26 protein-coding genes and 1 tRNA gene are annotated in these 23,669 nt (G+C 60.3%); 10 read left to right on the plus strand and 17 right to left on the minus strand.

Annotated elements, in window-relative coordinates:
* Positions 1-27: 27 nt before the first annotated feature.
* The 10 genes from recO to rpoZ form a co-directional block, all read right to left on the minus strand.
* On the minus strand, positions 28-744 hold the full coding sequence (gene recO / locus ACTHND_RS03735; protein ID WP_440175959.1) for a DNA repair protein RecO: 717 nt from the start codon (positions 742-744) through the stop codon (positions 28-30).
* A 219-nt stretch (positions 745-963) separates the two neighbouring features.
* Positions 964-1,920, minus strand: coding sequence for a GTPase Era (gene era, locus ACTHND_RS03740; RefSeq protein WP_440175960.1), 957 nt, complete (start codon positions 1,918-1,920; stop codon positions 964-966).
* Positions 1,917-2,642, minus strand: coding sequence for a ribonuclease III (gene rnc / locus ACTHND_RS03745; RefSeq protein WP_440175961.1), 726 nt, complete (start codon positions 2,640-2,642; stop codon positions 1,917-1,919). Before rnc ends, era begins: the two co-directional genes overlap by 4 nt.
* Before the next feature lie 64 nt (positions 2,643-2,706).
* Positions 2,707-3,156, minus strand: coding sequence for an N-acetyltransferase family protein (locus ACTHND_RS03750; RefSeq protein WP_440175962.1), 450 nt, complete (start codon positions 3,154-3,156; stop codon positions 2,707-2,709).
* A 5-nt stretch (positions 3,157-3,161) separates the two neighbouring features.
* A complete protein-coding gene (gene lepB / locus ACTHND_RS03755; RefSeq protein ID WP_440175964.1) occupies positions 3,162-4,046 on the minus strand; it encodes a signal peptidase I in 885 nt (294 codons plus the stop codon).
* Positions 4,047-4,150: 104 nt separating this feature from the next.
* Entirely contained in the window at positions 4,151-4,540 is a 390-nt protein-coding gene (gene acpS / locus ACTHND_RS03760) for a holo-ACP synthase (RefSeq protein WP_440175966.1), read from the minus strand.
* On the minus strand, positions 4,537-5,301 hold the full coding sequence (locus tag ACTHND_RS03765) for a pyridoxine 5'-phosphate synthase (protein WP_440175967.1): 765 nt from the start codon (positions 5,299-5,301) through the stop codon (positions 4,537-4,539). The genes acpS and ACTHND_RS03765 overlap by 4 nt, the downstream gene beginning before the upstream one ends.
* 5 nt (positions 5,302-5,306) lie before the next feature.
* Positions 5,307-5,894 (minus strand): orotate phosphoribosyltransferase, encoded by a 588-nt coding sequence (gene pyrE, locus ACTHND_RS03770; RefSeq protein ID WP_440175968.1) that lies wholly within the window; start codon positions 5,892-5,894, stop codon positions 5,307-5,309.
* 85 nt (positions 5,895-5,979) lie between these two features.
* Positions 5,980-8,268 carry a RelA/SpoT family protein gene (locus ACTHND_RS03775; protein WP_440175969.1) on the minus strand — a complete coding sequence of 763 codons (2,289 nt, stop codon included), beginning with the start codon at positions 8,266-8,268 and terminating at the stop codon, positions 5,980-5,982.
* Between the two features lie 149 nt (positions 8,269-8,417).
* A complete protein-coding gene (gene rpoZ, locus ACTHND_RS03780) occupies positions 8,418-8,777 on the minus strand; it encodes a DNA-directed RNA polymerase subunit omega (RefSeq protein WP_090643413.1) in 360 nt (119 codons plus the stop codon).
* A gap of 418 nt (positions 8,778-9,195) precedes the next feature.
* Here rpoZ and leuA point away from each other — a divergent pair, with 418 nt between their 5' ends.
* From leuA to ACTHND_RS03795, 3 genes are read left to right on the plus strand one after another with little or no spacing between them, the layout of a single operon-like run.
* On the plus strand, positions 9,196-10,866 hold the full coding sequence (gene leuA, locus ACTHND_RS03785; protein WP_440175970.1) for a 2-isopropylmalate synthase: 1,671 nt from the start codon (positions 9,196-9,198) through the stop codon (positions 10,864-10,866).
* Positions 10,867-10,876: 10 nt separating this feature from the next.
* On the plus strand, positions 10,877-11,644 hold the full coding sequence (locus tag ACTHND_RS03790) for a glutaminyl-peptide cyclotransferase (RefSeq protein ID WP_440175971.1): 768 nt from the start codon (positions 10,877-10,879) through the stop codon (positions 11,642-11,644).
* A 52-nt stretch (positions 11,645-11,696) separates the two neighbouring features.
* On the plus strand, positions 11,697-12,194 hold the full coding sequence (locus ACTHND_RS03795; protein WP_440175972.1) for a hypothetical protein: 498 nt from the start codon (positions 11,697-11,699) through the stop codon (positions 12,192-12,194).
* Between the two features lies 1 nt (position 12,195).
* On the opposite strand, the gene guaA is transcribed toward ACTHND_RS03795, so the two are convergent.
* The 6 genes from guaA to ACTHND_RS03825 form a co-directional block, all read right to left on the minus strand.
* Positions 12,196-13,743, minus strand: a complete 1,548-nt coding sequence (gene guaA / locus ACTHND_RS03800) for a glutamine-hydrolyzing GMP synthase (RefSeq protein ID WP_440175973.1) — start codon at positions 13,741-13,743, stop codon at positions 12,196-12,198.
* A gap of 2 nt (positions 13,744-13,745) precedes the next feature.
* Positions 13,746-15,074, minus strand: coding sequence for an RsmB/NOP family class I SAM-dependent RNA methyltransferase (locus ACTHND_RS03805; RefSeq protein WP_440175974.1), 1,329 nt, complete (start codon positions 15,072-15,074; stop codon positions 13,746-13,748).
* 9 nt (positions 15,075-15,083) lie between these two features.
* Complete coding sequence (locus ACTHND_RS03810; protein WP_440175975.1) at positions 15,084-15,476, minus strand: MAPEG family protein; 393 nt, start codon at positions 15,474-15,476, stop codon at positions 15,084-15,086.
* 31 nt (positions 15,477-15,507) lie between these two features.
* Positions 15,508-16,965, minus strand: a complete 1,458-nt coding sequence (guaB, locus tag ACTHND_RS03815) for an IMP dehydrogenase (protein WP_440175976.1) — start codon at positions 16,963-16,965, stop codon at positions 15,508-15,510.
* Between the two features lie 105 nt (positions 16,966-17,070).
* Positions 17,071-17,406, minus strand: a complete 336-nt coding sequence (locus ACTHND_RS03820) for a DMT family transporter (protein ID WP_440175977.1) — start codon at positions 17,404-17,406, stop codon at positions 17,071-17,073.
* Positions 17,407-17,411: 5 nt separating this feature from the next.
* The gene (locus ACTHND_RS03825) at positions 17,412-18,140 is read right to left on the minus strand and encodes an RlmE family RNA methyltransferase (protein ID WP_440175978.1); all 729 of its coding nucleotides are present in this window, start codon (positions 18,138-18,140) and stop codon (positions 17,412-17,414) included.
* A gap of 94 nt (positions 18,141-18,234) precedes the next feature.
* On the opposite strand from ACTHND_RS03825, the gene ACTHND_RS03830 reads away from it, so the two are divergent.
* From ACTHND_RS03830 to tgt, 6 genes are all read left to right on the plus strand, one after another.
* On the plus strand, positions 18,235-18,597 hold the full coding sequence (locus ACTHND_RS03830) for a hypothetical protein (RefSeq protein WP_440175979.1): 363 nt from the start codon (positions 18,235-18,237) through the stop codon (positions 18,595-18,597).
* 68 nt (positions 18,598-18,665) lie between these two features.
* The gene (locus tag ACTHND_RS03835) at positions 18,666-19,133 is read left to right on the plus strand and encodes a peptidylprolyl isomerase (protein ID WP_440175980.1); all 468 of its coding nucleotides are present in this window, start codon (positions 18,666-18,668) and stop codon (positions 19,131-19,133) included.
* Positions 19,134-19,258: 125 nt separating this feature from the next.
* Entirely contained in the window at positions 19,259-19,660 is a 402-nt protein-coding gene (locus ACTHND_RS03840) for a hypothetical protein (protein ID WP_440175981.1), read from the plus strand.
* A 61-nt stretch (positions 19,661-19,721) separates the two neighbouring features.
* Entirely contained in the window at positions 19,722-20,120 is a 399-nt protein-coding gene (locus ACTHND_RS03845) for an STAS/SEC14 domain-containing protein (protein ID WP_440175982.1), read from the plus strand.
* Between the two features lie 58 nt (positions 20,121-20,178).
* Positions 20,179-21,240, plus strand: a complete 1,062-nt coding sequence (gene queA / locus ACTHND_RS03850; RefSeq protein ID WP_440175983.1) for a tRNA preQ1(34) S-adenosylmethionine ribosyltransferase-isomerase QueA — start codon at positions 20,179-20,181, stop codon at positions 21,238-21,240.
* Positions 21,237-22,358 carry a tRNA guanosine(34) transglycosylase Tgt gene (gene tgt, locus ACTHND_RS03855; RefSeq protein WP_440175984.1) on the plus strand — a complete coding sequence of 374 codons (1,122 nt, stop codon included), beginning with the start codon at positions 21,237-21,239 and terminating at the stop codon, positions 22,356-22,358. Before queA ends, tgt begins: the two co-directional genes overlap by 4 nt.
* Before the next feature lie 11 nt (positions 22,359-22,369).
* On the opposite strand, the gene ACTHND_RS03860 is transcribed toward tgt, so the two are convergent.
* Positions 22,370-23,068 carry a hypothetical protein gene (locus tag ACTHND_RS03860; protein ID WP_440175985.1) on the minus strand — a complete coding sequence of 233 codons (699 nt, stop codon included), beginning with the start codon at positions 23,066-23,068 and terminating at the stop codon, positions 22,370-22,372.
* A 238-nt stretch (positions 23,069-23,306) separates the two neighbouring features.
* Between ACTHND_RS03860 and ACTHND_RS03865 the strand changes: the two genes are divergently transcribed.
* A tRNA-Lys gene (locus ACTHND_RS03865) sits at positions 23,307-23,383 on the plus strand.
* The last annotated feature ends 286 nt before the right edge of the window (positions 23,384-23,669 follow it).

A 23,669-nucleotide genomic window follows, 5' to 3' on the forward strand; every position in this document is an offset into this window, starting at 1 on the left:
AGGACGCGACTGAGTCGAGGCAACCCCTCAGGACGCCAGGTTGTTCTTCAGCCGTAAACGTATATCCGGCAAGGGCTTGTTGTGGGGGTGGAAAACGTGGCGCTCCAGGAAGAAGCCCGTCAGTTCGAGACCGCGCACCACGTCGCCTTCCGCCAGCCCGCCCTGGCTCGACAGCATAAACCCCGGCAGATGCAGGAGCTTATCCTTATAAGGCTCGCCCGCCATGCGCCCGACCGCCCTGCCCGATTTCGGACTGACATAGATGAGATCATCATGATCGCCGCTGACCGCGCAGGCGCTGAGATCAAGGCCGAAGCCGAGCGCCTCCAGCAGGCCGGCTTCATAGCGGACATAGACCGCCGGCCAGATTTCCGGGTAGGCAAACAGGCCAAGCAGGCCCGACAGGGCATGATAGGCGCCGGGCTGACTGTCGCGTTCCGGCAGGATGGTCTGCGTCATGGCGCAGGCACATTGCAGGCCCAGCAGGCCCAGCGGCTCATCGAGCAGGTCCGGTGACGCGCCTGAAGCTTCCAGGGTGGCCGCGCCCAGTTGATCGGCATGGCGGGCGCGATAGGCGAAGACCACGCTGGAACCCGCTTGCAGTAAGGGCTTGACCCGCCGCGAGGCCCCGCCGGCGATATGGGCGGCATAGACGCCGTGGTTTTCAGTCAGGACATGGATAATGGCCCCGGTTTCCCCATGGGACCGGGCGCCTAGAACAATGGCGTCGTCTTCAAATTCCATGATCGTTCTTAAGAAGGTTTATCCACAGATTGCACAGATTGACACAGATTAAGGGAAGAAATCTGTTCGACGCTGGACCTCATCGACATCATTTTTGAGCTTGAAGGTCCCATAATAAGGCTTTCAAAACACACAGCGCCATCTCGCCTTACTTAATCTGTGCTAATCTGCGCAATCTGTGGATTCAAAAATCCTTACAGGCTAATTGCGCAGAATCGGTCAGGATTCATACTCCAGCCCGAATTGCGCATAGAGTGCGCGATCCTCGCTCCACTTTTCCTCGACCTGGACATGCAGGAAGAGATGAACCTGGCGGTCGAGCAGCTTGCCCAGTTCTTCGCGCGACTTCATGCCGATCCATTTCAGTGTCTGGCCGTTCTTACCCAGGACGATCGAGCGCTGGCTGTCACGCTCAACGAAAATGGTCTGCTCGATACGCGCCGAACCGTCCGGCTTGTCCTCGAACTTGGTCGTCACCACTGCCGCCGCATAGGGCAGCTCTTCATGCACGCGCAGAAACAGCTTTTCGCGGGTGATTTCCGCGGCCAGGATACGGACCGGCGCATCGGCGGCCTGATCGGCCGGATAGAGCCACGGGCCTTCCGGCATCTTCTTTTCCAGCAGGGCGCGCAGATCCTTGACACCATGCCCTTTCTCCGCCGAGATCATCAGCACGTCCTCGAACACGCCGGTCTTGTAAAGCTCATCGGCGATGGCCAACAGGTTCTCGCTCTTCATCAGGTCGATCTTGTTGAGCGCCAGAATGGCCCTGGCGTTATTGTCCTGAAGCCCCTTGACGATCATTTCGACATCCTCGACCGCCTTGTGGTCGGCGCCGGTGGCCTTGGTGTCGGCATTCGGATGCTTGACCGCCAGTTGCGCGGCGGCATCGACTAGGAGGACAATGCAGTCGGCATCCTCGGCGCCGCTCCAGGCCGATTTGACCATGGCGCGATCGAGACGGCGGCGCGGCTTGAAGATGCCCGGCGTATCGACCAGGATCATCTGGCAGTCATCATGCAGGGCGATGCCGCGCACCGGAAAGCGCGTCGTCTGCACCTTCTGGGTGACGATGGACACCTTGGTACCAACCAATTGATTGACAAGCGTCGACTTGCCGGCGTTCGGCGCACCGATGATGGCGACAAAGCCGCAGCGTGTGGTGGATTCGGTCAATTCAGTTTTTCTCGTTCGATAAGGCCAAGCGCGGCGGCCTTTTCGGCCTCCTGGCGGGATTTGCCGGTGGCCGATTGCGGGGGCAGGTCGTCGATGCGGACCTCGATGGTGAAAACAGGCGCGTGGTCGGGCCCCTTGCGGCTGACCAGCGTATAGACCGGCGCGCCCATGCCGTGCGCCACCGCCCATTCCTGCAAATAGGACTTTGGATTGGAGCGCGAGACATTGCCGCTTTCCTTCACGGCTTTGACCCACAGCGGTTTGAAGCAGCGCAGGACCGACTCGTAACCGCCATCGATATAGACGGCCGCCATCAGGGCCTCGCAGGCGTCGCCCAGAATGGTCGGATTGCTCCGGCCGCCGCTCTTGGTCTCACCGGCAGCCAGGCGGATGGCCGGCCCCAGATCTATCTGGCGGGCAACATCGGCGCAGGTTTCGCGGCTGACCAGGGTGTGGAAGCGGCGCGACAACTCGCCTTCGGTGGCCTCCGGCAGGGCTTCCATCAGGGTTTCGGCGGTCATCAGGCCGAGCACGCGATCGCCCAGGAATTCCAGGCGTTCATTATCAGCCATCTTGCGCGCGCCTTCAGCCACGGAGGCGTGGGTCAGGGCCAGTTCGAGCAGTTCCGGGTCGTGAAAGCGATAACCGAGCTTATCCTGCAAGGCGTCAATGGCCTTCAGGCGCAGGTTCGACTCTTTCGATGGGGAGACACGGACGTTCATGTGCCTGCGTTTACATCAAGCCATGACCAAAGGCAAAGGATTGCGTACTTTGCATTGCTGCCGATCAATGACCGCCAAAACGCATCTGGAAGCCGATCTTGTTCTGGCTAAAACCGCACCCTGTGTAAAAGTCGCGGACATGCGGCTCAGGACGGCTGGTCATCAGCATCAGCTTGTAGCAACCGGCAGCTTCGGCGAGTCGGGCCGCCTCCGCCAGCAGCGCCCGGCCAATGCCCCGGCGCCGGTGGCCATCATGGGTCACGACATTCTCGACCAGCGCATAGGGCGCGCCGCCACGTGTCAGGTTGGGGAGGATGACTAAGGTTACCGATCCGACCACACGGCCGTCGATAACCGCCACCAGGACGGACATGCCTGTCCGCGTCTGCATTTCAGTGAAAATCCGTGCCGCTGTATCATCCGGCAGGCGCGGATCGGAAGGGTTCAGTTGCGCGTAAAGCGTGAGCAGACCGTCCAGATCAGACGGCAGCGCCTCGCGTATCGGAACGGGCATACCGATCAGTGCAGGGGCTTGAAGAAGCGGTTCCAGTGGAAGTTCAACCAGGTCCACGGCTTCCAGAGGGAAGATCCCTCCTTCCACGACATCAGGATCAGCACGGCGCGGCCTTCGAGGTTTTCCTCAGGCACGAAACCGACGCCGGGCTCATAAGGATCATCCGGCGAGAAACGGCTGTCCAGCGAATTATCGCGGTTATCGCCCATCATGAAATAGTTGCCGGCCGGCACGATGAATTCACCGGTATCATCGGCGCGGCCGTCCTTGACGATATCCTGCATCAGGTGGGTACGGCCGTCCGGCAGGGTTTCACGGTAGGCAGTCGCATAACGCGCCTCAAAGCCCTTGGCATCCACCGGCCCAAGCTCGGTATTCGGCACAGCCACGCCATTCACATAAAGCTGGTCCTGCTTCATCTGGACCGTATCGCCCGGCAGGCCGATCACGCGCTTGATGTAATCGATCTTGGTATTGCTCGGCAGCTTGAAGACCACGATATCGCCGCGCTTTGGCGCATGGTTCATGATGCGGCCCTTGATGAACGGCAAGGCAATCGGGAAGGAATATTTCGAAATGCCATAATCCCACTTGGAGACGATGATGTAATCGCCTTCGTAGAGGTTCGGCTCCATCGAGGCCGAGGGGATGGTGAACGGCTGGAACAGGAAGGTGCGCAGGATCATCACCAGGATCAGCGCAACGGCCACGACGCTGAAGATTTCCTTGGCCTCATCGACCGCGACCTGCTTGGCGTCCCGCGTATCGACCTCTTCCGGCTCGTCCTCTGGGGCATTATCGACGGCAGCGGCGGTTTCGTGGTCGATCTGCTCCGCCGCATTGGCCGCGGCGGCAATCGCCTCATTCGCTGTGTCGTCGTGCTTCGCCATAAGGATAGCCCCCAAATGCTTTCAATCTGTCGGTGTGTCACCTAACCACAGATTATGGCAAGCACAAGGCTCTTTTCCCGGCTGACATTAAACCTTGTTCAGAATCAAAGCGCTTCGATGATTGCATAGGCCGTGGCGTAAGGGTCTTCATCGCTTAAGGACAGGTGGATATGCGCCGTCCGCCCATCCGGCACCAGACCGCGCAGCACATCCGCCGCGCCACCATGCAGGATGACGTGCGGCTTACCGAGTGCGCCTGAGACCACCTCAATGTCCACGAACAGGAATCCGCGCACGCCGGTGCCGAACGCCTTGGCGACGGCTTCCTTGGCGGCGAAGCGCTTGGCGAAGCTCAAGGCCGGTTTGGCGGCGGCGCGGGCATGTTGCTGCTCGGCCGGGGTATAGATGCGATCAAGGAAGCGGCCCTCGAAGCGCTCCATCGAGGATTCGATGCGCCGTGCATCGCAGAGATCGACACCTATGCCCAGTATCACTCGACAACGCCCTTGTGGTGCAGGTCGATCAGTTCGCGCATCCGGCGCAGGGCGGGTTCAAGACCAACAAAGATCGCCTCGCCGATCAGGAAATGGCCGATATTCAGTTCACGGACATGCGGAATACGCGCGATGAAAGGCACGGTGTCGTAATCGATGCCGTGGCCGGCGTGGACCTCGATGCCCAGTTCATGCGCCTGCTGAACCGCCATCTGCAAACGGTTCAGTTCGTTGTGAAAAATGACATCTTCCTGTTCACGGAAAGCATCACACAAGGCGCCGGTATGAAACTCGATGACCGGCGCCCTCACCTTCGCCGCCGCATCGATCTGCGCCGGATCGGTGGCGATGAACAGGGACGAACGGATGCCGGCGGCATTGAATTTCGCCACGGCGGCGCCGATCGCTTCCAGTTGCCCGACCACATCCAGGCCGCCTTCGGTCGTGCGCTCCTGGCGACGCTCCGGCACCAGACAGGCAGCATGGGGCTTCATCTTAAGCGCCAGAGCCACCATCTCGTCCGTCACCGCCATCTCGAAATTGAGTGGCTTACCGAAGGTATCGCAGACCTCTTTGAGGGCTTTTACGTCTTTGTCCAGGATATGACGGCGGTCTTCGCGCAGGTGCGCCGTGATGCCGTCCACGCCGGATTTCAGCGCCAGTTGCGCCGCCCGCACCGGATCAGGTGCATGACCACCACGCGCATTGCGCACGGTGGCGACGTGATCGACATTCAAACCCAAGCGGATGCGGTCGTGCATGGATTTTAAGCCTTGGCCAGGCGACGGCTGCCGGGGTCCTGGACCGGTATGGCGGCCAGTTCAGGCGGCAGGTTGTCGGCGGGATAGGCCGGCACTTCCAGCGAGGCCAGGGCGATCAGCGGCACGCCGACATCGGCCTTGCCGCCTGAGCGATCGACGATGCAGGCAGCGGCCACGACATCGCCACCGGCGCCCCGGATGGCGGCGATACATTCGCGCGACGACAGGCCGGTGGTGACGATGTCCTCGACCATGACCACCTTCTGGCCCGGCTCGACATGGAAACCACGGCGCAGCTTGAACTCACCGCCTTCGCGTTCAACATACATCGAAGGGACTTTCAGATGACGGGCGGTTTCGTAACCTGGAATGATGCCGCCCACGGCCGGCGAAATGGCGAGATCGATCGGGCCGACCTGCGCCGTGATCTTTTCCGCCAACGCCTTGCACAGGCGCTCGCAGCGATCGGCATTCATGAAGACGAGGTTCTTTTGCAGGAACATCGGGCTGTGCAGGCCGGATGACAGGACAAAATGGCCTTCGCGCAGGGCATTGGCGGCGCGGAACTCGTTGATTACGTCTTCGGAAGTCATATGGCGGGAATCCTTTACTGATTACCGCCTTTTATCGCGTTCGCCGGCGATTTGAAACCACGAATGATGACGAATTGTGAGTGCCTTAGCCCCTCACCCGGTCGACGCTTTCGATCATCGGCGAAGTGCGCAGGGCGGCCGAGATGTTGGTGATATGGCGGGCGTCCAGCACTTCGATATCGAAATCGACATCGAGGAAGTCCATCGGCTTGTTGGCAATGCTGATATTGACGATATTGCCCTTGGCCTCACCGATCAGGGTACAGGCCTGGCCCAGCACGCCCGGCTTGTTCTGCATATTGACCCGCAGACGCGCCACGGAAAGCGTGTTTTTTTCGGCGTTCAGCGTCCAGTGCAGATCGATCCAGCGGTCCTTTTCGCCGTCCATTTCCTCCAGCGCTTCGAGATTTTCACACTCGATGGAATGGACATGGACGCCATCGTCTTCGACAATCCCGACGATGCGGTCGCCCGGCACCGGATAGCAGCATTTCGAGAAAATGACCGTCTGGCTTTCCCGCAGGGCACTGCCGCGCACAAAGGCCGCACCGCCGGCACCATCCCGGATGCGCGTCAGGGTATCGGTGGTCAGCATCATCGGCAGCTTCAGGCCGGGGAAAATGGCCTCAAGCACCTTGGCCGGAAAAATCTTGCCACGGCCGACCAGTTCAAACAGGTCGTCCTCGCTGGTGACATTGAAGCGCTCGAAGGCCGGACGCCAGCTTATATCCTTCAGGGCCTTTTCGACCTGGGCGGCGGCGCGTTCCACGGCCGTGCGGCCGAGCTTGATGAAATCACCCGCTTCCCGCTGGCGCAGGTGACGGCGGATAGCCGAGCGCGCCTTGCCGGTGACCGTGAGTGAAAACCAGTCCTGGTTGACGCGCGCTTCCAGCCCGGTCAGGATTTCGACCTGATCACCGTTTTGCAGCACGGTGCGCAGCGGCTTGTGCTCGCCATTGATCAGGCAGCCGATCGCCGTTTCGCCCACCTGGGTATGGACGGCGAAGGCGAAATCGAGCGGCATGGCGCCGCGCGGCAGCGAGATCAGGCGCCCCTTCGGCGAGAAGACGAACACCTGATCGAGATACATCTCCATCTTGGCGTGTTCGACCCAGTCTTCGCTGTCACCGCCATTTTCAACGATATTGACGATATTGCGCAAGGAATTCATCGGGTTGCGGCCGCCGTCGCGCGTTGCCGCCTCCTCATCGAAGCCGTAAGCCTGGTTCTTGTAGCCCCAGTGCGCCGCCACGCCCTCTTCGGCGACGCGATCCATTTCCTCGGTGCGGATCTGAAGCTCGATGCGCGTGCCCTTGTGACCGACCACCGTGGTATGCAGGGACTTGTAGTTGTTGGACTTCGGCGTCGAAATGAAATCCTTGAAGCGTTCCTGGACGCACGGCCAGGCGCGATGGATGATGCCGAGCGCGCGGTAGCATTCCTCGACGCCGTTAACGACCACGCGGAAGGCATAGATATCCGAGAGTTGCGCGAAACCGACCGACTTCCTTTGCAGCTTCTTCCAGATAGAATAGGGCGATTTCTCGCGCCCCATGACCTTGGCGGAAATGCCCTGCTTTTCCAGCTTGCCGGCCACATCGCGGGCAATGGCAGCGATGGTGGCGCCTTTTTCCGCGCGCATTTCCTCCAGACGGTGGATGATCGCCTGGTGCGCCAGCGGATTGATGAAGGAGAAGGCCAGGTCTTCCAGCTCAGTAGCGAAACGGTTGCAGCCGATCGAGCGGGCCAGCGGCGCATAGACTTCCAGCGTCTCGCGGCTGATGCGTTCGCGCTTTTCCGGCGCCACGAAATGCAGGGTGCGCATATTATGCAGGCGGTCGGCCAGCTTGACCAGCAGGACGCGGATATCCTTGGAAATGGCCAGGATAAACTTGCGCAGGTTTTCCGAAGACTTGGTATATTCCGATTGCAGTTCCAGCCGCGTCAGCTTGGTGACGCCTTCCACCATGCTGGCAACGTCCTCGCCAAACTTGGCGGCGATTTCTTCACGCGTCGCCGGGGTATCTTCGATGGTATCGTGCAGGAGCGCGGTGGCGATGGCGGCGGCATCGAGCTTGTAATCGGTCAGGATGCCCGCCACCTCGATCGGATGGGCAAAATACGGATCGCCAGAGGCTCTGAGCTGCGCACCGTGCATCTTCATGGCATAGACATAGGCGCGGTTGAGCATGGCCTCGTCGACCGTCGGGTCATAGGCGGCCACGCGGTCGATCAGCTCGATCTGGCGCAGAAATTTCTGACGACTGGGCGCCGGCGCGGAAGGTTCAGGCTGAACACCAGGCACAGGCACGACTACAGGCGCAATCGCACCTTGCGTGGCCTTGTCTAACACCTGTTCACTTTCCGCCGACATTCGTACATCCTAAACACCATACCCCTTAATCTAAACGGATCAGGGGTTAAAAAGTCTCTCACAAGCACAGATTTACACAAGCAAAAAAGGCCCAGGGAAACCCTGAGCCTTTTAAATAATAAGTTGGGAAGCGAAATCCAGTAGCGTTCTCAGTAGCGCTCTTCCTGGCCGCCATCGCGGTCAGATTGCAGGGCGCGGATCAGTTCCGATTCCGACATTTGCTGGTGCGACGGGTCGGCCAGCAGGGCCAGGGTTTCAGCCTCTTCCTCGGCTTCGGTACGCTCATCGACGCGTTGCAGCGAAGCGATCAGGCTTTCGGTCAGGGTGCCCGGCTCCAAAACACCATCCGCGATTTCACGCAAAGATACGACCGGGTTCTTGTCGTTGTCGCGGTCCACCAGGATTGACGAGCCCGACGAGATGGCGCGGGCGCGATGAGCCGCCAGCAGGACGAGGTTGAAACGGTTGTCGATCTTTTCGACGCAATCTTCGACGGTAACGCGAGCCATCCGGCACCTCAAAAAATATAGTCTTCGCCTGGCCAGCACAGGAAATGGCGGCCATAGAGCGAGGACAAAAGAGTCATGAACGGGTGCCATTAGCGCGTGTCGGGCGAAAAGACAAGGAAATCATGCAATTTGTTGGCCGCTCATTGACGGCGGCCGCGCATCGTGACATTAACCCCGCCATGATCACGTCCAAAGCCATTACAGCGCTCCTTATTGGCACCCTGCTCGCGTAAACGCGGTCAGGTGTTTTCCTCGCGTCTTTTTTTGGCTTTCTCCCCGTTTCGGGTTTCGATCATGTCCCTTCTTCTGCTACACACCGCGCGAATTCGCACCAGCTTGCAGGTTTGCGCCCACCTGTAAGCCGAGCGTCGCGCGTCACCATTTACGCCAGATTTATGAAAAGTAAGGGTTTTCACCCATGATGCTGTCCAATCCCGAAACCAAGTACCGCCCGTTCTCCCTGGGCATCGACATGCGCGACCGGACCTGGCCCGACAAGGTCACCACCAAGGCGCCGCGCTGGCTCTCCACCGACCTGCGCGATGGCAACCAGGCCCTGGCCGATCCGATGGACGTCGAAAAGAAGCTGATGTTCTTCAACCTGCTGGTCAAGGTGGGCCTGAAGGAGATCGAGGTCGGCTTCCCCTCGGCCTCGCAGACCGAGTTCGATTTCGTGCGCAAGCTGATCGAGGAAAACCTGATCCCCGACGACGTCACCATCCAGGTGCTGACCCAGTCGCGCGAGGACCTGATCAAACGGTCTTTCGAGGCCCTGCGCGGCGCGAAGAAGGCGATCGTTCACCTGTATAATGCCACCTCCCCCCTCTTCCGCCGTGTCGTTTTCGACATGGACAAGCCGGAAGTGCTGGCTCTGGCGCGCAAGGGCATGGGCCTGCTGGTGACGGAAGCCGCCGCTCAGCCGCAGACCGAATGGGGTTTCGAGTACAGCCCGGAAACCTTCACCGCCACCGAGCCGGAATTTGCCCTGGAAGTCTGCAATGCCGTGATTGACGTGGTGAAGCCCACGCCGGAACGTCCGCTGATCCTCAATCTGCCGGCAACGGTCGAGGTAGCCGGGCCGCATACCTATGCCGACCAGATCGAATGGTTCTGCCGCCATGTAAACAAGCGCGACAGCGTGGTCATCAGCCTGCATCCGCATAATGACCGCGGCACTGGCACCGCCGCCGCCGAACTGGCTTTGCTGGCCGGCGCCGACCGCATTGAGGGCTGTCTGTTCGGCAATGGCGAGCGCACCGGCAATGTCGATCTCGTAACCCTGGCGCTTAACCTCTACACGCAAGGGGTTTCGCCCGAGCTCGACTTCTCCAATATGCGCGAGGTCGTCAACACGGTCGTTCACTGCAACAATATCCCGGTCCATCCGCGCCACCCCTATGCCGGCGAACTGGTCTTCACCGCCTTTTCCGGCTCCCACCAGGACGCCATCAAGAAGGGGTTCGCAGCGCATGAAAAGCGCAATGACAGTTATTGGGAAATGCCCTACCTGCCGATCGATCCGGCCGACCTGGGTGAATCCTACGAAGCGGTCATCCGCGTCAATTCGCAATCCGGCAAGGGCGGCATCGCCTGGGTGCTGGAACAGGGCCACGGCCTGAAGCTGCCGCGCAAGTTCCAGGTTGATTTTTCGCGCAAGGTTCAGGACATCACCGATGCCTCGGCGAAGGAAGTCAGCGGCAGCGACATCTGGGACGCCTTCCAGTCGGCCTATCACCTGACCGGTCCGCAGAAGTACGAACTGATCGAATACGAACACGCCGGCCCGGTGCGCTCGGACGCGAAGCGGACCTTCGTCGGACGAATTATAAAGGACGGAATCGAGACATCGGTGGTGGGTCACGGCAATGGCCTGATTTCCTCGGCTGTCCGTGGGCTAAACGCCCATTATGACCTGGGACTTGAGGTAATCGACTACGCCGAGCACGCCCTTCATGCCGGCGCGGAAAGCCAGGCGGTGGCCTATGTCGAATGCAAGGCCGGCGACCGCACCATTTTCGGCGTCGGCATCGATCATGATGTTGCCACAGCCAGCATAAAGGCGGTACTCTCCGCCGCAAACGCTCTTTAAAGGGTACTCAATGTACGTCCGTCCGCTTGTTCTGATCTGTCTTGCCCTTGGGCTGGTGACGGGCTCAGTGCGGGCGGCCGTGCCGGTCTACAGGCTGGAGGTCGTCAAGACCTACCCGCACGATACCAAAGCCTTCACCGAGGGCCTCTATTACCGCGACGGATCGCTTTACGAGAGCACCGGCCGCAACGGTCAGTCCTATATTCGTCAGGTGGCGCTCGATACCGGCAAGGTCATCCGCCAGACGACGATCGACAACAAATATTTCGGCGAAGGCATCGCGCCCTGGGGCGATCATATTGTCAGCCTGACCTGGACCGGCGGCGCCGGCTTTGTCTGGTCCGGCAAGGATTTCAAACTCAAGCGCAGCTTTTCCTACACCGGCGAAGGCTGGGGCCTGACCGGCAATGACAAGAACCTGATCATGAGCGATGGCACCTCGACCATCCGCTTTCTCGATCCGGTGACGCTTAAAGTCGTCCGTACCATTGCCGTGAAGCTGGACGGACGCGACATCGACCAGCTCAATGAACTGGAGTGGGTGGACGGCGAAATCTATGCCAATGTCTGGCGCAGCCGCTACATTGTCCGCATCGACCCAAGGAGCGGCAATATCACTGGTATTATACAACTGAACAGCCTGCCGGAAACCCAGGACGCCAGCCTGGAGATCGACGCCGTCGCCAATGGTATTGCCTACGACGCCAAGAACAAGCGGCTGTTCGTCACCGGCAAGCTGTGGCCGAACCTCTACGAAGTTAAGCTGGTGCCGAAATAGGCGCCCTTGCCTGTGCCGCCGATCAAGGTTAGGTTAATGGCAGGGGGCGCCGATGGGGGATATTCACGACACACTGAGCGATGATTTCATGCGCATCCTGCATGAAACCGAAACCCGTGTCCGTCATTCGGCTCATGCCCACTGGGCGGCGACCAACCGCATGGATAATCTCAACCGTATCACCACGCTTTCGACTCTGATTGGCGGCTTCATGGTTTCGGTGCTCGCCGCCCTGCCCATCCTGTACAAGGATTTCTATACCCCGCACAGCGATGTGCTGAACGCCGGACTTTTTATCCTGGGCGGCGCGGTGTCGGTTATTTCGGTGATGCAGGCGGTCCAGCGCTGGGGTGAGCGCTCACAAAGCCATTTCAATGCCGCCAGCGCCTATTCATCACTGCGGCGCAAGCTGGAAATCCTGCGCCTGAATCTGCCCGGCAGTTCGGCCCAGTTGAGCGAGATCCTGGAAGACCTGCGTCAACTGGGCGAGATCGCGCCGCCAGTACCCGAAGGCTTGTGGCGCAAGGCGGTCAGGGCCGCGAAGAGCTAGATTACTCCCATTCGATGGTGCCGGGGGGCTTCGAGGTGACGTCATAGACGACGCGGTTGACGCCCCTCACCTCATTGACGATGCGGGTGGCGCAGCGGCCCAGCACCGGCCACGGGAACTCATAGAAATCCGCCGTCATGCCGTCTGATGAGGTGACGGCGCGCAGGGCCAGCACGTCCTCATAGGTGCGCGCGTCGCCCATGACGCCGACCGTCTTGACCGGCAGCAGTACGGCGAAAGCCTGCCAGATGTCGTTGTACAGCCCTGCCTTGCGAATTTCCTCAAGATAGATGGCGTCAGCGTCCTGGAGCGTCTTGACCTTCTCGGGGGTTACTTCGCCAGGAATGCGGATGGCCAGGCCCGGTCCGGGGAACGGATGGCGGCTGACAAAGGCGTTGTCCAGTCCCAGTTCGCGGCCCAACGCACGGACCTCGTCCTTGAAGAGTTCGCGCAAGGGTTCGACCAGCTTGAGCTTCATATAGTCCGGCAGGCCACCGACATTGTGGTGCGACTTGATGACCGTGGAGGGGCCGCCGTGCGGCGAAATGCTCTCGACCACGTCCGGATAGAGCGTGCCCTGGGCCAGGAACTCTGCGCCGTCGATCTTGCCGGCCTCTTCATCGAAGACATCGATGAACAGCTTGCCGATGGTTTTGCGCTTGGTTTCCGGATCGCTGACACCGGCCAGCGCACCCAGAAATTTGTCCTGCGCCTGCACATGGACCAGCGGAATATGGTAGTGGTTGCGGAAGAGCGAGACGACCTGTTCGCCCTCGTTCTTGCGCAGCAGGCCGGTATCGACAAACACACAAGTCAGTTGCTCACCGATCGCTTCGTGGATCAGGATGGCGGCGACTGACGAATCGACACCGCCGGAAAGGCCGCAAATCACCTTGCCAGTGCCGACCTGGGCGCGGATTTTGGCGATCATTTCTTCGCGGAAGGCGGCCATCGACCAGTCACCTGAGAAACCGGCGATCTCGAACAGGAAGTTGCGGATCATGTCGGTGCCGCGCTTGGTGTGGACCACTTCGGGGTGGAACTGCACGGCGTAGAATTTGCGCTTTTCATCGGCGATGGCGGCATAGGGCGCGCCTTCCGAGGTGGCGATGACCTCGAAACCTTCAGGGATGGCCGTGACGCGGTCGCCATGGCTCATCCAGACGGTCTCGACCGGATCGAGCCCCTTGAAGATAGGCGACTGGCCCTTGACGGTGATCTCGGCACGGCCGAACTCGCGGTCATGGCCGCTTTCGACCTTGCCGCCCAGCAGTTCGCACATCAGTTGTTCGCCGTAGCAGATGCCGAAGACCGGCACGCCGATCTCGAACAGGTGCGCATCAATGCGCGGCCCGGCATCGATGACGCTGTGCGGCGACCCCGACAGGATAACGGCCTTGGGACGCAGGGAATCGATCTTGTCAGCAGCCTTGGTGAAGGGATGGATTTCGCAATAGACGCCGCATTCGCGCACGCGGCGCGCGATCAATTGGGTAACTTGCGATCCGAAATCAATTATGAGCAGGGTTTCATGATGAGGCGAAGCCATGATTATTGGGTCCGTGTATAGGCGGCTATGAAAAAGCCGTCGGTCTGTGTCGAATGGGGTGTGAGAGATAGTCTGTGGCCGGTTTTGGCCAGTTTTGTCAGGCGCGATGTGTGGTCGATAAACAGGCTGCTGTGCTCCAGCAGGGTATGGATCGGCAAGGCGTCATAATTGGGGTGTGCCGCCTCAAAGGCATCGGCGGTCTGGGCGTTTTCATCGTCGAGCACCGAGCAGGTGACATAGACGAGACGCCCGCCGACCTTCACGCAACTGGCGGCACGATCGAGGATCTGCGTTTGCAGGGTGTGCAGGCCGGTGACCTTGCTTTCATTCAGGCGATGCGCTTCTTCCGGATGGCGGCGCCAGGTGCCGGAACCGGAGCATGGCGCATCGACCAACACCAGATCGGCGCTTTTCAGCAGTTCGAGCTGCGCGATATCGTCCGGATCAAAGAAGTGCATAAAATGCGCCGAAGCGCCGGCGCGGATCAGGCGCGGCTCGATGGCTTTCAGGCGCTTTTCGACGACATCGCAGGCATAGATTTCGCCGTTACCATCCATCATTTGCGCCAGGGCCAGGGTCTTGCCGCCACCGCCGGCGCAGAAATCGACCACCTTGGCCGCGCCCGGCAGAAGCCCGGCGCCGGCAATAAAGGCCGCCAGTTGCGAGCCTTCGTCCTGAATCTCGATCTGGCCGTTTTGATAGATATCCAGCTTGGCGAGATTGGGCGGCGGTTCGGCCGACAGGCGAATACCGTATTTCGAGAAGGGCGTCGGTACAGGCGACAGGCCTTCGGCTTCCAGCGCCGCGATCATGGCGTCGCGCGTCGTCTTTGTGCCGTTTACGCGCAGGTCGATAGGGGCGCGCGGCAGCATCAGGGCCGTGGCTTCTGCCGCCCAGTCCTTGCTGAACTGTTGTTCGAAGCGCGAGACGACAAATTCGGGCAGGCCGGCGGTGACCCAGGCCGGTGCGTCACCGGCATCGGCCGAAAGGCGTTCGCGTTCCTGATCCGTCAGGGGTCTGGGCGCGTAGCCGCGACCATTGAACAGGGAATCGATCTCTTCGATTGGCAAACCATCGATCAGCGACAGCGACGCCAGGACCAGTGCCCGGCCCTGCCCCGGCGATGTCTCGCCCAGTTCCATGGCCCACAGCAGACGCTGGCGGCCGCGCAGACAGCGATAGACCCGGTCGGCTATGGCGCGGCGGTCCTTCGAGCCGGCATAGCGATTGACCTGCCCCCACTGTTTCAGCACGGCCTCGGCAGTCGCACGGGTGCCCGACAATTGGTCGAGGATATCGGCGGCAGCTTGAAGGCGGGCAGCGGGAGTCAAATCAGATCCTTAAATGAATAAAGTTGCGAGGCACATCAGAATGCCGGCGAGAGAGACGATCCACGCCAGCGAACGGACACCAACGACGCCGAACGCATAGAGCGGAATGTAGAAGATGCGGGCCGCCAGATAGAGATCGGCTCCCCAGCGGGACAGTTCCGATGACTTGCCGGCGAAGGCCAGCGCCACCACGATCACCGCAAAGACAACAAAGGTTTCCTTGAAATTGGCGAAGGCGCGGTTGAGGCGCCCGGCCAGCGGCCCCACGTCGAATTCCGTATCGCGCGGGCCGGCATTCCAACGGGCATAGCCCTTGCGTGACATGGCGGCTATCGGCGGCAATCCGACCTGAATGAGGCCCAGGACCGCCGCCCAGACCAGTATCCAAAGTTCATAAGTCATACGCTATTCCCTTTAGTTACTGGCCTTGGTCTTATTGGCGATAGTTGGGGGCTTCCCGCGTGATCATGACATCGTGAACGTGGCTTTCACGCAGGCCCGCGCCGGTGATCTTGACGAAGCGCGCACGCTGCTGGAATTCCGGCACCGTATGCGCCCCAACATAGCCCATGGAGGCACGCAGGCCGCCGACCAGTTGGTGGATGACCGGCGAGATCGGCCCCTTATAGGGCACCTGGCCCTCGATACCTTCCGGCACCAGCTTCATGGTGTCGCGCACTTCCTTCTGGAAGTAACGGTCCGCCGAGCCGGAGGCCATGGCCCCGACAGAGCCCATGCCACGGTAGGACTTGTAGGAACGGCCCTGGTAAAGTATGACCTCGCCCGGCGCCTCTTCGGTACCGGCGAACATCGAGCCCAGCATGGCGGTGGAAGCACCAGCGGCGATAGCCTTGGCCAGATCGCCCGATAGCTTGATGCCGCCGTCGGCAATGATTGGCACGCCTGTACCAACGGCTGCGCGGACGCTGTCGATGATGGCGGTCAGTTGCGGCACGCCGACACCGGCGACCATGCGCGTGGTGCAGATAGAGCCCGGTCCGATCCCGACCTTGACAGCGTCGGCGCCGGCATCGATCAGGGCGCGGGTGGCATCATAGGTGGCGACGTTACCGGCAATGATCTGGACCTTGTTGGTTTCCTTGCGCAGGCGCTCAACAGCTTGCGAAACGAGTATGCTGTGGCCGTGGGCCGTATCGATGACCACCACGTCGGCGCCGGCTTCAACCAGCGCCATGGAGCGCTCGAAACCGGCATCCCCGACGGTGGAAGCCCCGCCGACCAGCAGGCGACCGGCGCCATCCTTGGCGGCCAGCGGATAGGCCTGGCTTTTTTCCATGTCCTTGACGGTGATCAGGCCGACCGCGCGATAGGCGTCATCAACAACAATGATGCGTTCGATGCGGTGCCTGGCCATCAGCGCGCGGGCCTGCGCCTGGCCCTCGCCCTCGCGGACCGTGATCAGGTTGTCCTTCGTCATTACCTCGGCGGCGGTTTTCGACCCCTCGCCTTCAAAGCGGATATCGCGGTTGGTCAGGATGCCGACCAGCTTGTTGGTTTCGCGCTCGACCACCGGGAAGCCGGAAATGTGCTTGCGGGCGATGATATCGCGCACCTCGGCCAGCTTGGTATCCGGGTGAATGACGATCGGATTGATGACCATGCCCGATTCAAACCGCTTCACATTGCGGATTTCCTCGGCCTGTTCTTCATTGGTCAGGTTGCGGTGGACAATGCCCATGCCGCCGGCCTGGGCCATGGCCACGGCGAGGCGCGCCTCGGTGACCGTATCCATCGCCGACGAGACCAGCGGGATATTCAGTGACAGTTCGCGGGTGAATTTGGTTTTCGTATCGACCTGAGTGGGCACCACGTCCGAGGGACCGGGCTCCAGCAAAACGTCGTCGAAGGTTAAGCCTTCGCGTATTTCCATAAGGAACTCTCCATTTTGCGGGTTGTTCCTATGGGAATCGGACGGCTACGTAAAGCCCTTTTCACCGAAATAATTGTTTCAATTGGTGAACAGTTATCACAGCCCTCAGCCAGCGGTCGCTTTCAGCCCGATGATGGAGCTCAGCAGCATCACCAGAAACAGGACGCGCAGAGGCGTGACCGCCTCGTGAAACAGGAAAATACCGAGCACCGCCGCGCCCAGGGCGCCGATGCCGACCCAGACCGCGTAGGCCGTGCCGATCGGCAGTGTATTGGCGGCCTTCGACAGCAGGAACATGCTGAGCGCCAGAGTCACCAGGGTGAATATGGACGGCACGGGTTTGGTGAAGCCTGAGCTATATTTCAGGCCGATGGCCCAGCAGACCTCAAGCAGTCCGGCGATGATCAGGTAGACCCACGGCAGGGGCAGCAAGGACGGCATCGCGCTTACCCCTTGTAGCCCAGGGCAACGATATAGATTTCGGTCGATCCGGCGCGGCTGGACTTCGGCTTGAAGTGCTTGACCGTCTCGAAGGCCAGTTTCAGGCGCAGCAGGAGTTGTTCGGTCTCGCCGCCCTGAAACGCCTTGGCGACAAAGGCGCCGCCCGGCTTCAGGTTATCGAGCGCGAAATCACCGGCCAGTTCCAGAAGTCCCATGATTTTCAGGTGGTCGGTCTGTTTGTGGCCTACCGTATTATGCGCCAGGTCGGAGAGGACGACATCGGGCTTGCCGCCCATCAGTTCCATCAGCTTCGGACCGATGGCGGGATCGGTGAAATCGGCTTCCAGCAGATCGGCGCCCGGCACCGGATCGACCGGCAGCAGGTCAACACCCACGACATGCGAGGCGCCGCGCTTGATCGCCACCTGCACCCAGCCGCCCGGCGCGCAGCCGAGATCGACCACGCGCACGCCCTTTTTCAGAAAGTGAAAGCGCTCATCCAGTTCGATCAGCTTGAAGGCGGCACGCGAGCGCCAGCCCTCGGCCTTGGCCTTCTGGACATAGGGGTCGTTCAGTTGCCGTTCCAGCCACTTGGCCGAGGACTGCGTGCGGAAACGCGCCGTCTTGACCGCCGTGTGTCCTTTGTGGCGGCCGGACAGGTTGCCGCCTTCCGGTGGCTTGACCATGCGGCGGCGGGGTTCGTCCTTAGTCGGATCGTCGGGTGTATCGCTCATGGCCGCGTCTATACTGGTTTTTGGCCGCAATGCGGAAACTATTTTTTCCTTATGCCCAATGCCGGTAAGTTGCCCCACAAATCAAGGACTCGTTATGCGTCGTACCCTCGCCCTGCTCGCCGCCCTCAGCCTTGCCGCCTGTTCGCCTTCATCCCCGAAAGACACGGGCGCCACGCAAGGCCCCGCGAGCGCCGAAATGTCCGAAAGCAGCCAATCATCAATGGCTATTGCCGCTGCTGTCAGTAATGCGGCTGCATCCTCCAGTGACGGCACCTGCCTGTCCGAGATCGGCAAGGCAGCCTCCGACCGCCTGGTCGCGCGCTGCATAATGGTCTCACCGGCCACGCACCCGCCCTGCAATGCTGCCAATAGCTGCCAGATGATCCAGGATGAGATCGACCGGTCCTGCGCCATGTACGGCCCGGAAGAAAAGAAGCCGGCGGAGTGCGCCAGGTAGGAATTATTTTGCAATTGCCCGGCTGACCTCCTATGTCAGGGCCACGATTTTTCTCAAGGAGACACGTCATGTCCACCGATCCCGAAAACACCCTGATCCTGACGCTCGATACCGGTCCGGTCACCATCAAGCTGCGCCCCGACCTGGCGCCGAACCACGTCGCCCGCATCAAGGAACTGGCGCGCGAAGGCTTCTATGACGGCATCGTCTTCCACCGCGTCATCCCCGGCTTCATGGCCCAGGGCGGTGATCCGCAAGGCCAGGGCTTTGGCGGTTCCGGCAAGAAGCTGAAGGCCGAGTTCAACGCCGAGCCCCACGTCCGCGGCGTCTGCTCGATGGCCCGTTCGCAAAATCCGGATTCGGCCGACAGCCAGTTCTTCATCTGCTTCGATGATGCCCGCTTCCTCGACAAGCAATATACCGTCTGGGGTGAAGTCACCGAAGGCATGGAAAATGTCGACGCCCTGCCCAAGGGCGAGCCCCCGCGCAATCCGGGCAAAATCGTTTCCATGCGTGTGGCCGCCGACGTCGCTTAAAAGGGCATGGTAAAAATGGTTTTAAGTCTTCGATTTAAAGCCATCTTAAGACCTGTAAAGCAGGATACTCAACCCATGCGGCAATATGTCCGCCGAACAGTAGAGTATCCTGCAAGGGTTTTAGTATGAGTAAGCGTTCGCGTTTTGCGGTTACAGTTGACCGCGACAATATGATCCTGATCATCCGCTTTCACAGCGTACGCAACGATCAGGACGCCGGCCCCGATCTGATCGACCTGCTGGCCACGGTCGACAGTCCCTGGCTTTTCAACGCTATTTTCGACTTCCGCCGCTACGAAGCCGACCTGTCGCGCGATTACCTGAAATTCCTGACCGAAAAATGGGCCGCCTTTACACGCGGCCGCGATCAGGCCCGCAGCATGGCGCTGGTGGGCGGCGATTCCGACCTCACTTTCAATTTAAAAGCCATGCTCGATGTCATGCCCGATCGCCGCATCGCCATTTTCGATACCTTTGATGAAGGGCTGGACTGGATCAAGGGCGGCGAGACCCTCCGGGCGGCATAGCGTCAATCAAGCCTTAAGGCGGGCGTGATAAACTGGCTAAAATAATTCGGCAGCCCTCACCATGAGCCTTCGCGCCCGCGTCACCTTTTCCATCGACGAAGCCAGACGGACACTTGTCTTCCGCTATATCGGCGACCTGACGGGCGACCGGCTATATGCTCAGATTATCGAGCACATTCAAACGGTTGAAGCGCCCTGGCTTTATGATTTCCTGGTCGATGCCCGGCGTCTTGAGGGCGTTATCCAGGCCAGCGATACCGAAGCCTTCGGCCGCTGGTGGGCTGAATATGCGCAAGGGAACGATACCGGCCGCCGCATTGCCGTCGTTTCCAGCGATCCGCTGATCCACGCGCGCAAAAGCTTGCGAGACGCAATCTTTCCGCACCGAACCTCCGGCGTTTTCGACACGATGGACGAAGCCCTGGACTGGCTTGCGGCGCCAGTGAAAAGCGGTCATTGATCATAATGGCTTGGTTTAAGTCTTGACCTGACGCGCTTTTGCGGCTTGAGACAGCCGCATGTTAATTTCCGAATTTGATTTCGACCTGCCCGAGGACCGCATTGCCCTGCGACCGGCAGAACCGCGCGAGGCCGCCCGCCTGCTGCGTGTCGATGAACACGGCGCCCTGACCGACAGCCATGTCGGCGATATAGCCGATTTTTTCAAGGCCGGTGATCTGCTGGTCGTCAATGATACACGGGTGCTGCCGACGCAACTCGATGGCCAGCGCCTCCGTGACGACAGCACGGTCAATATCGAGGCCACCTTGGTCAAGAGCACCGGCGCTTCACAGTGGCAGGCTTTCCTGAAACCGGGCCGCAAGGTGAAGGCCGGCGACCGCTTGCGCTTCAAAAGCGACACTACTGAACTGAAGGCCGTCGTTTCCGCCAAGGATGACAACGGCCTCTACACGCTTGATTTCCAGCATGGTCCGCAGGAATTGCTGGAACGCCTGCACCAGGTCGGCGGAATGCCGTTGCCGCCCTATATTCGCTCAAAGCGTCACGAGGACGAGCAGGACAAGAGCGACTTCCAGACCATTTTCGCCCGTGACGAAGGCTCGGTGGCCGCGCCGACCGCCGGCCTGCACTTCACGCCTGCCCTGCTGGAGAAGCTGACCACCAAAGGCATTTCCATCGAGCGCATTACCCTGCATGTCGGCGCCGGCACCTTCCTGCCGGTGAAGGTTGAGGACACCGATGATCACGTCATGCACGCCGAATTCGGCATCATCACGCCGGAAAGTGCTGCGCGGATCAACGCTGTGCGCACCGCCGGGGGACGGATTATCTGCGTCGGCACCACCTCTCTGCGCCTGCTGGAATCCGCTTGCGATAAACAAGGCATCATCCATCCCTTCGCCGCCGAGACCGCCATATTCATCACGCCGGGCGTCAAAGTCCGGTCGTGTGATCTGCTGATGACCAATTTCCACCTGCCGAAATCGACCCTGTTCATGCTGGTCTGTGCCCTCGCCGGCACCGACGTCATGAAAAGGGCCTATGCTCATGCCATTGAGACCGGCTATCGCTTTTTTTCCTATGGCGATGCCTGTTTGCTGAGTAATACGTCCCGATGAGCCGCTTCCCTTTTGAAATTTACGCTTCCCAGGGCAAGGCCCGTACCGGCGTGCTGAAAACGCCGCGCGGCGATATCCCGACGCCGATCTTCATGCCGGTCGGCACCGCCGCCACGGTCAAGGCCTTGACACTGGACATGGTGAAACAGGCCCATGCGAAGATTATTCTTGGCAATACCTACCACCTGATGCTGCGCCCGACCGCCGAACGCGTGGCGAGACTGGGCGGCCTGCATAAATTCATGGGCTGGGATGGCCCGATCCTGACCGACAGCGGCGGCTTCCAGGTGATGAGCCTGTCGAAGATTTCCAAGGTCAAAGAAGACGCCGTCACCTTCCAGAGCCATATCGACGGCTCGCGGCATATCCTGTCGCCGGAGCGCTCGATCGAGATCCAGGCCGACCTGCTGGGCTCGGATATCGTCATGCAGCTTGACGAATGCGTCTCCTGGCCCGCAGAGGAAAAACGCGCCCGCGAGGCCTTGCAGCTTTCGGCCCGCTGGGGCCTGCGCTCGAAAACAGCTTTCGGCGCCCGCGATACCCAGGCTCTGTTCGGCATCCAGCAGGGCTCGACCTTTGAGCACCTGCGCCGGGAATCGACGGATCGACTTCTGGACATCGGCTTTGACGGCTATGCCATCGGCGGCCTGGCTGTCGGCGAAGGCCACGAAGCCATGTGCGAGACGCTGGATTACAGCGCACCGCTGCTGCCGTGGGATCGGCCGCGCTACCTGATGGGCGTCGGCAAGCCGATCGATCTGCTGGAAGGCGTGGCGCGCGGTGTCGACATGTTCGACTGCGTCCTGCCGACGCGTTCGGGCCGCCATGGTCAGGTCTGGACCTGGGATGGACCGCTCAATATGAAGAATGCCCGCTTCGCCGAAGACGATCAGCCGCTGGATGCCACAAGCGATTGCCCGGCCAGCCGTGATTATTCAAAAGCCTATCTGCATCATCTCGTCAAATCAGAGGAAATCCTCGGTCAGATGCTGCTCTCCTGGCACAATATCGCCTTCTTCCAGGCCCTGATGATTCGCATCCGCGCCGCCATTACCGCCGGCACGTTTGACGCACTGCGCGCCGATCTGCTCGCCCGCTGGAAGACCAAGGAGGCTTGAGGCCATTGCGCTTAGCGGCGTTTCGGCAGTTTTTTCGGCTTTGCCGGCACGGGAATCGGCTTGGGAACGGTCTTCCCGCCGGCATAGGTATCGGTGTAGACGCGCGGGACGAACCATGACGGCGCCGCCGGCGGCGCACAGTTCTTGTTCATGCCCACCCCCTTTAGATAGGCGCGGCGCACCTTCCCGGCCTGGATGGCCGTATCCATTTCCCGCTGGTGACGCTGCGCCCCCGTCATCTGGCGCACCAACCCGCGGAACGGGATGATGCTGCGCGTGGCATTGCGCACGGAACCGCGCGCCACATCACCAGCAGCCTCGCCGCCCCGTTCACGCAAGGTTTTGGTATCTTGCGGCGGAGGCGGTTCGTCGAAATCGGCGCCCAGCAGGCTGTCGAGTTTGGTGACCTCGGAGGCGATGGCTTCGCAGTTATCCAGCCCGGTCAGATCGTAAGGCTTGGTCACGGCCTGGGTCAGGATTTCCGGAATATCCTTCCGGCGCAGGTTCAGGTCTTCGAGCGGCGCCATGACCGCATCCCCCCAGCTATTGCTCTGATCATCCGTCGAGGAACGCACGGCCTGCGGTTCCTGGGGCTGCCGGTGTTCCTTTTCGATGGCATTACCACTGGCATCATAATGGGGTTTCGAGGCGCAGCCGGATAACAAAGCCCCTCCCGCCAGTACCATCAGGGCGCACGTTCGGAGCTTCATATTCACAGCACTGGCAGCCTTCACCAACATCCCCCTCATACCTTCAGTCCAGAAACGCCGTAGGCGCCAGTGTCCTGTGTAGACCCGTTATAGCTTATTCTGCACATAAAAAAACAATACATAAGAAAAAGCGTCTTTTTTCAACGCCTCGCGCTTGCGAAATTAAATAGTCCACTCTATGAAGAGCCCCAGTTGATCCGCTCTTTCCAAAAGCGGGTCAAGTCTGACTTATCTTCATGAGCGCGTAGCTCAGCCGGCTAGAGCATCTGACTTTTAATCAGAGGGTCCTGGGTTCGAGTCCCAGCGCGCTCACCAAGTCTTTCCAGGATTTGCGTGACAATTTCATGGCGATAAGCAGCGTAACACGGGCCTCATATATCGTCCGTGCAATATGAACCGGGCCTGAACCGGTACGATCCGTCTGATTTTTCCACAAGTCATTTTCGGGGGCGCTCGCCCGCCTAGGGCGTAAACCCATAAACGGGATTCCCATTTAGAACTGATCGTGATTCAAGGCTTCCGGTGAACAGGGAGCCTTTTTCATGACGCGTCGCCGCTACGAGTTGACCGATACAGAATGGGATGTCATCGCGCCTTTGTT

This window comes from Asticcacaulis sp. (assembly GCF_051954415.1).
Taxonomy (GTDB): domain Bacteria; phylum Pseudomonadota; class Alphaproteobacteria; order Caulobacterales; family Caulobacteraceae; genus Asticcacaulis.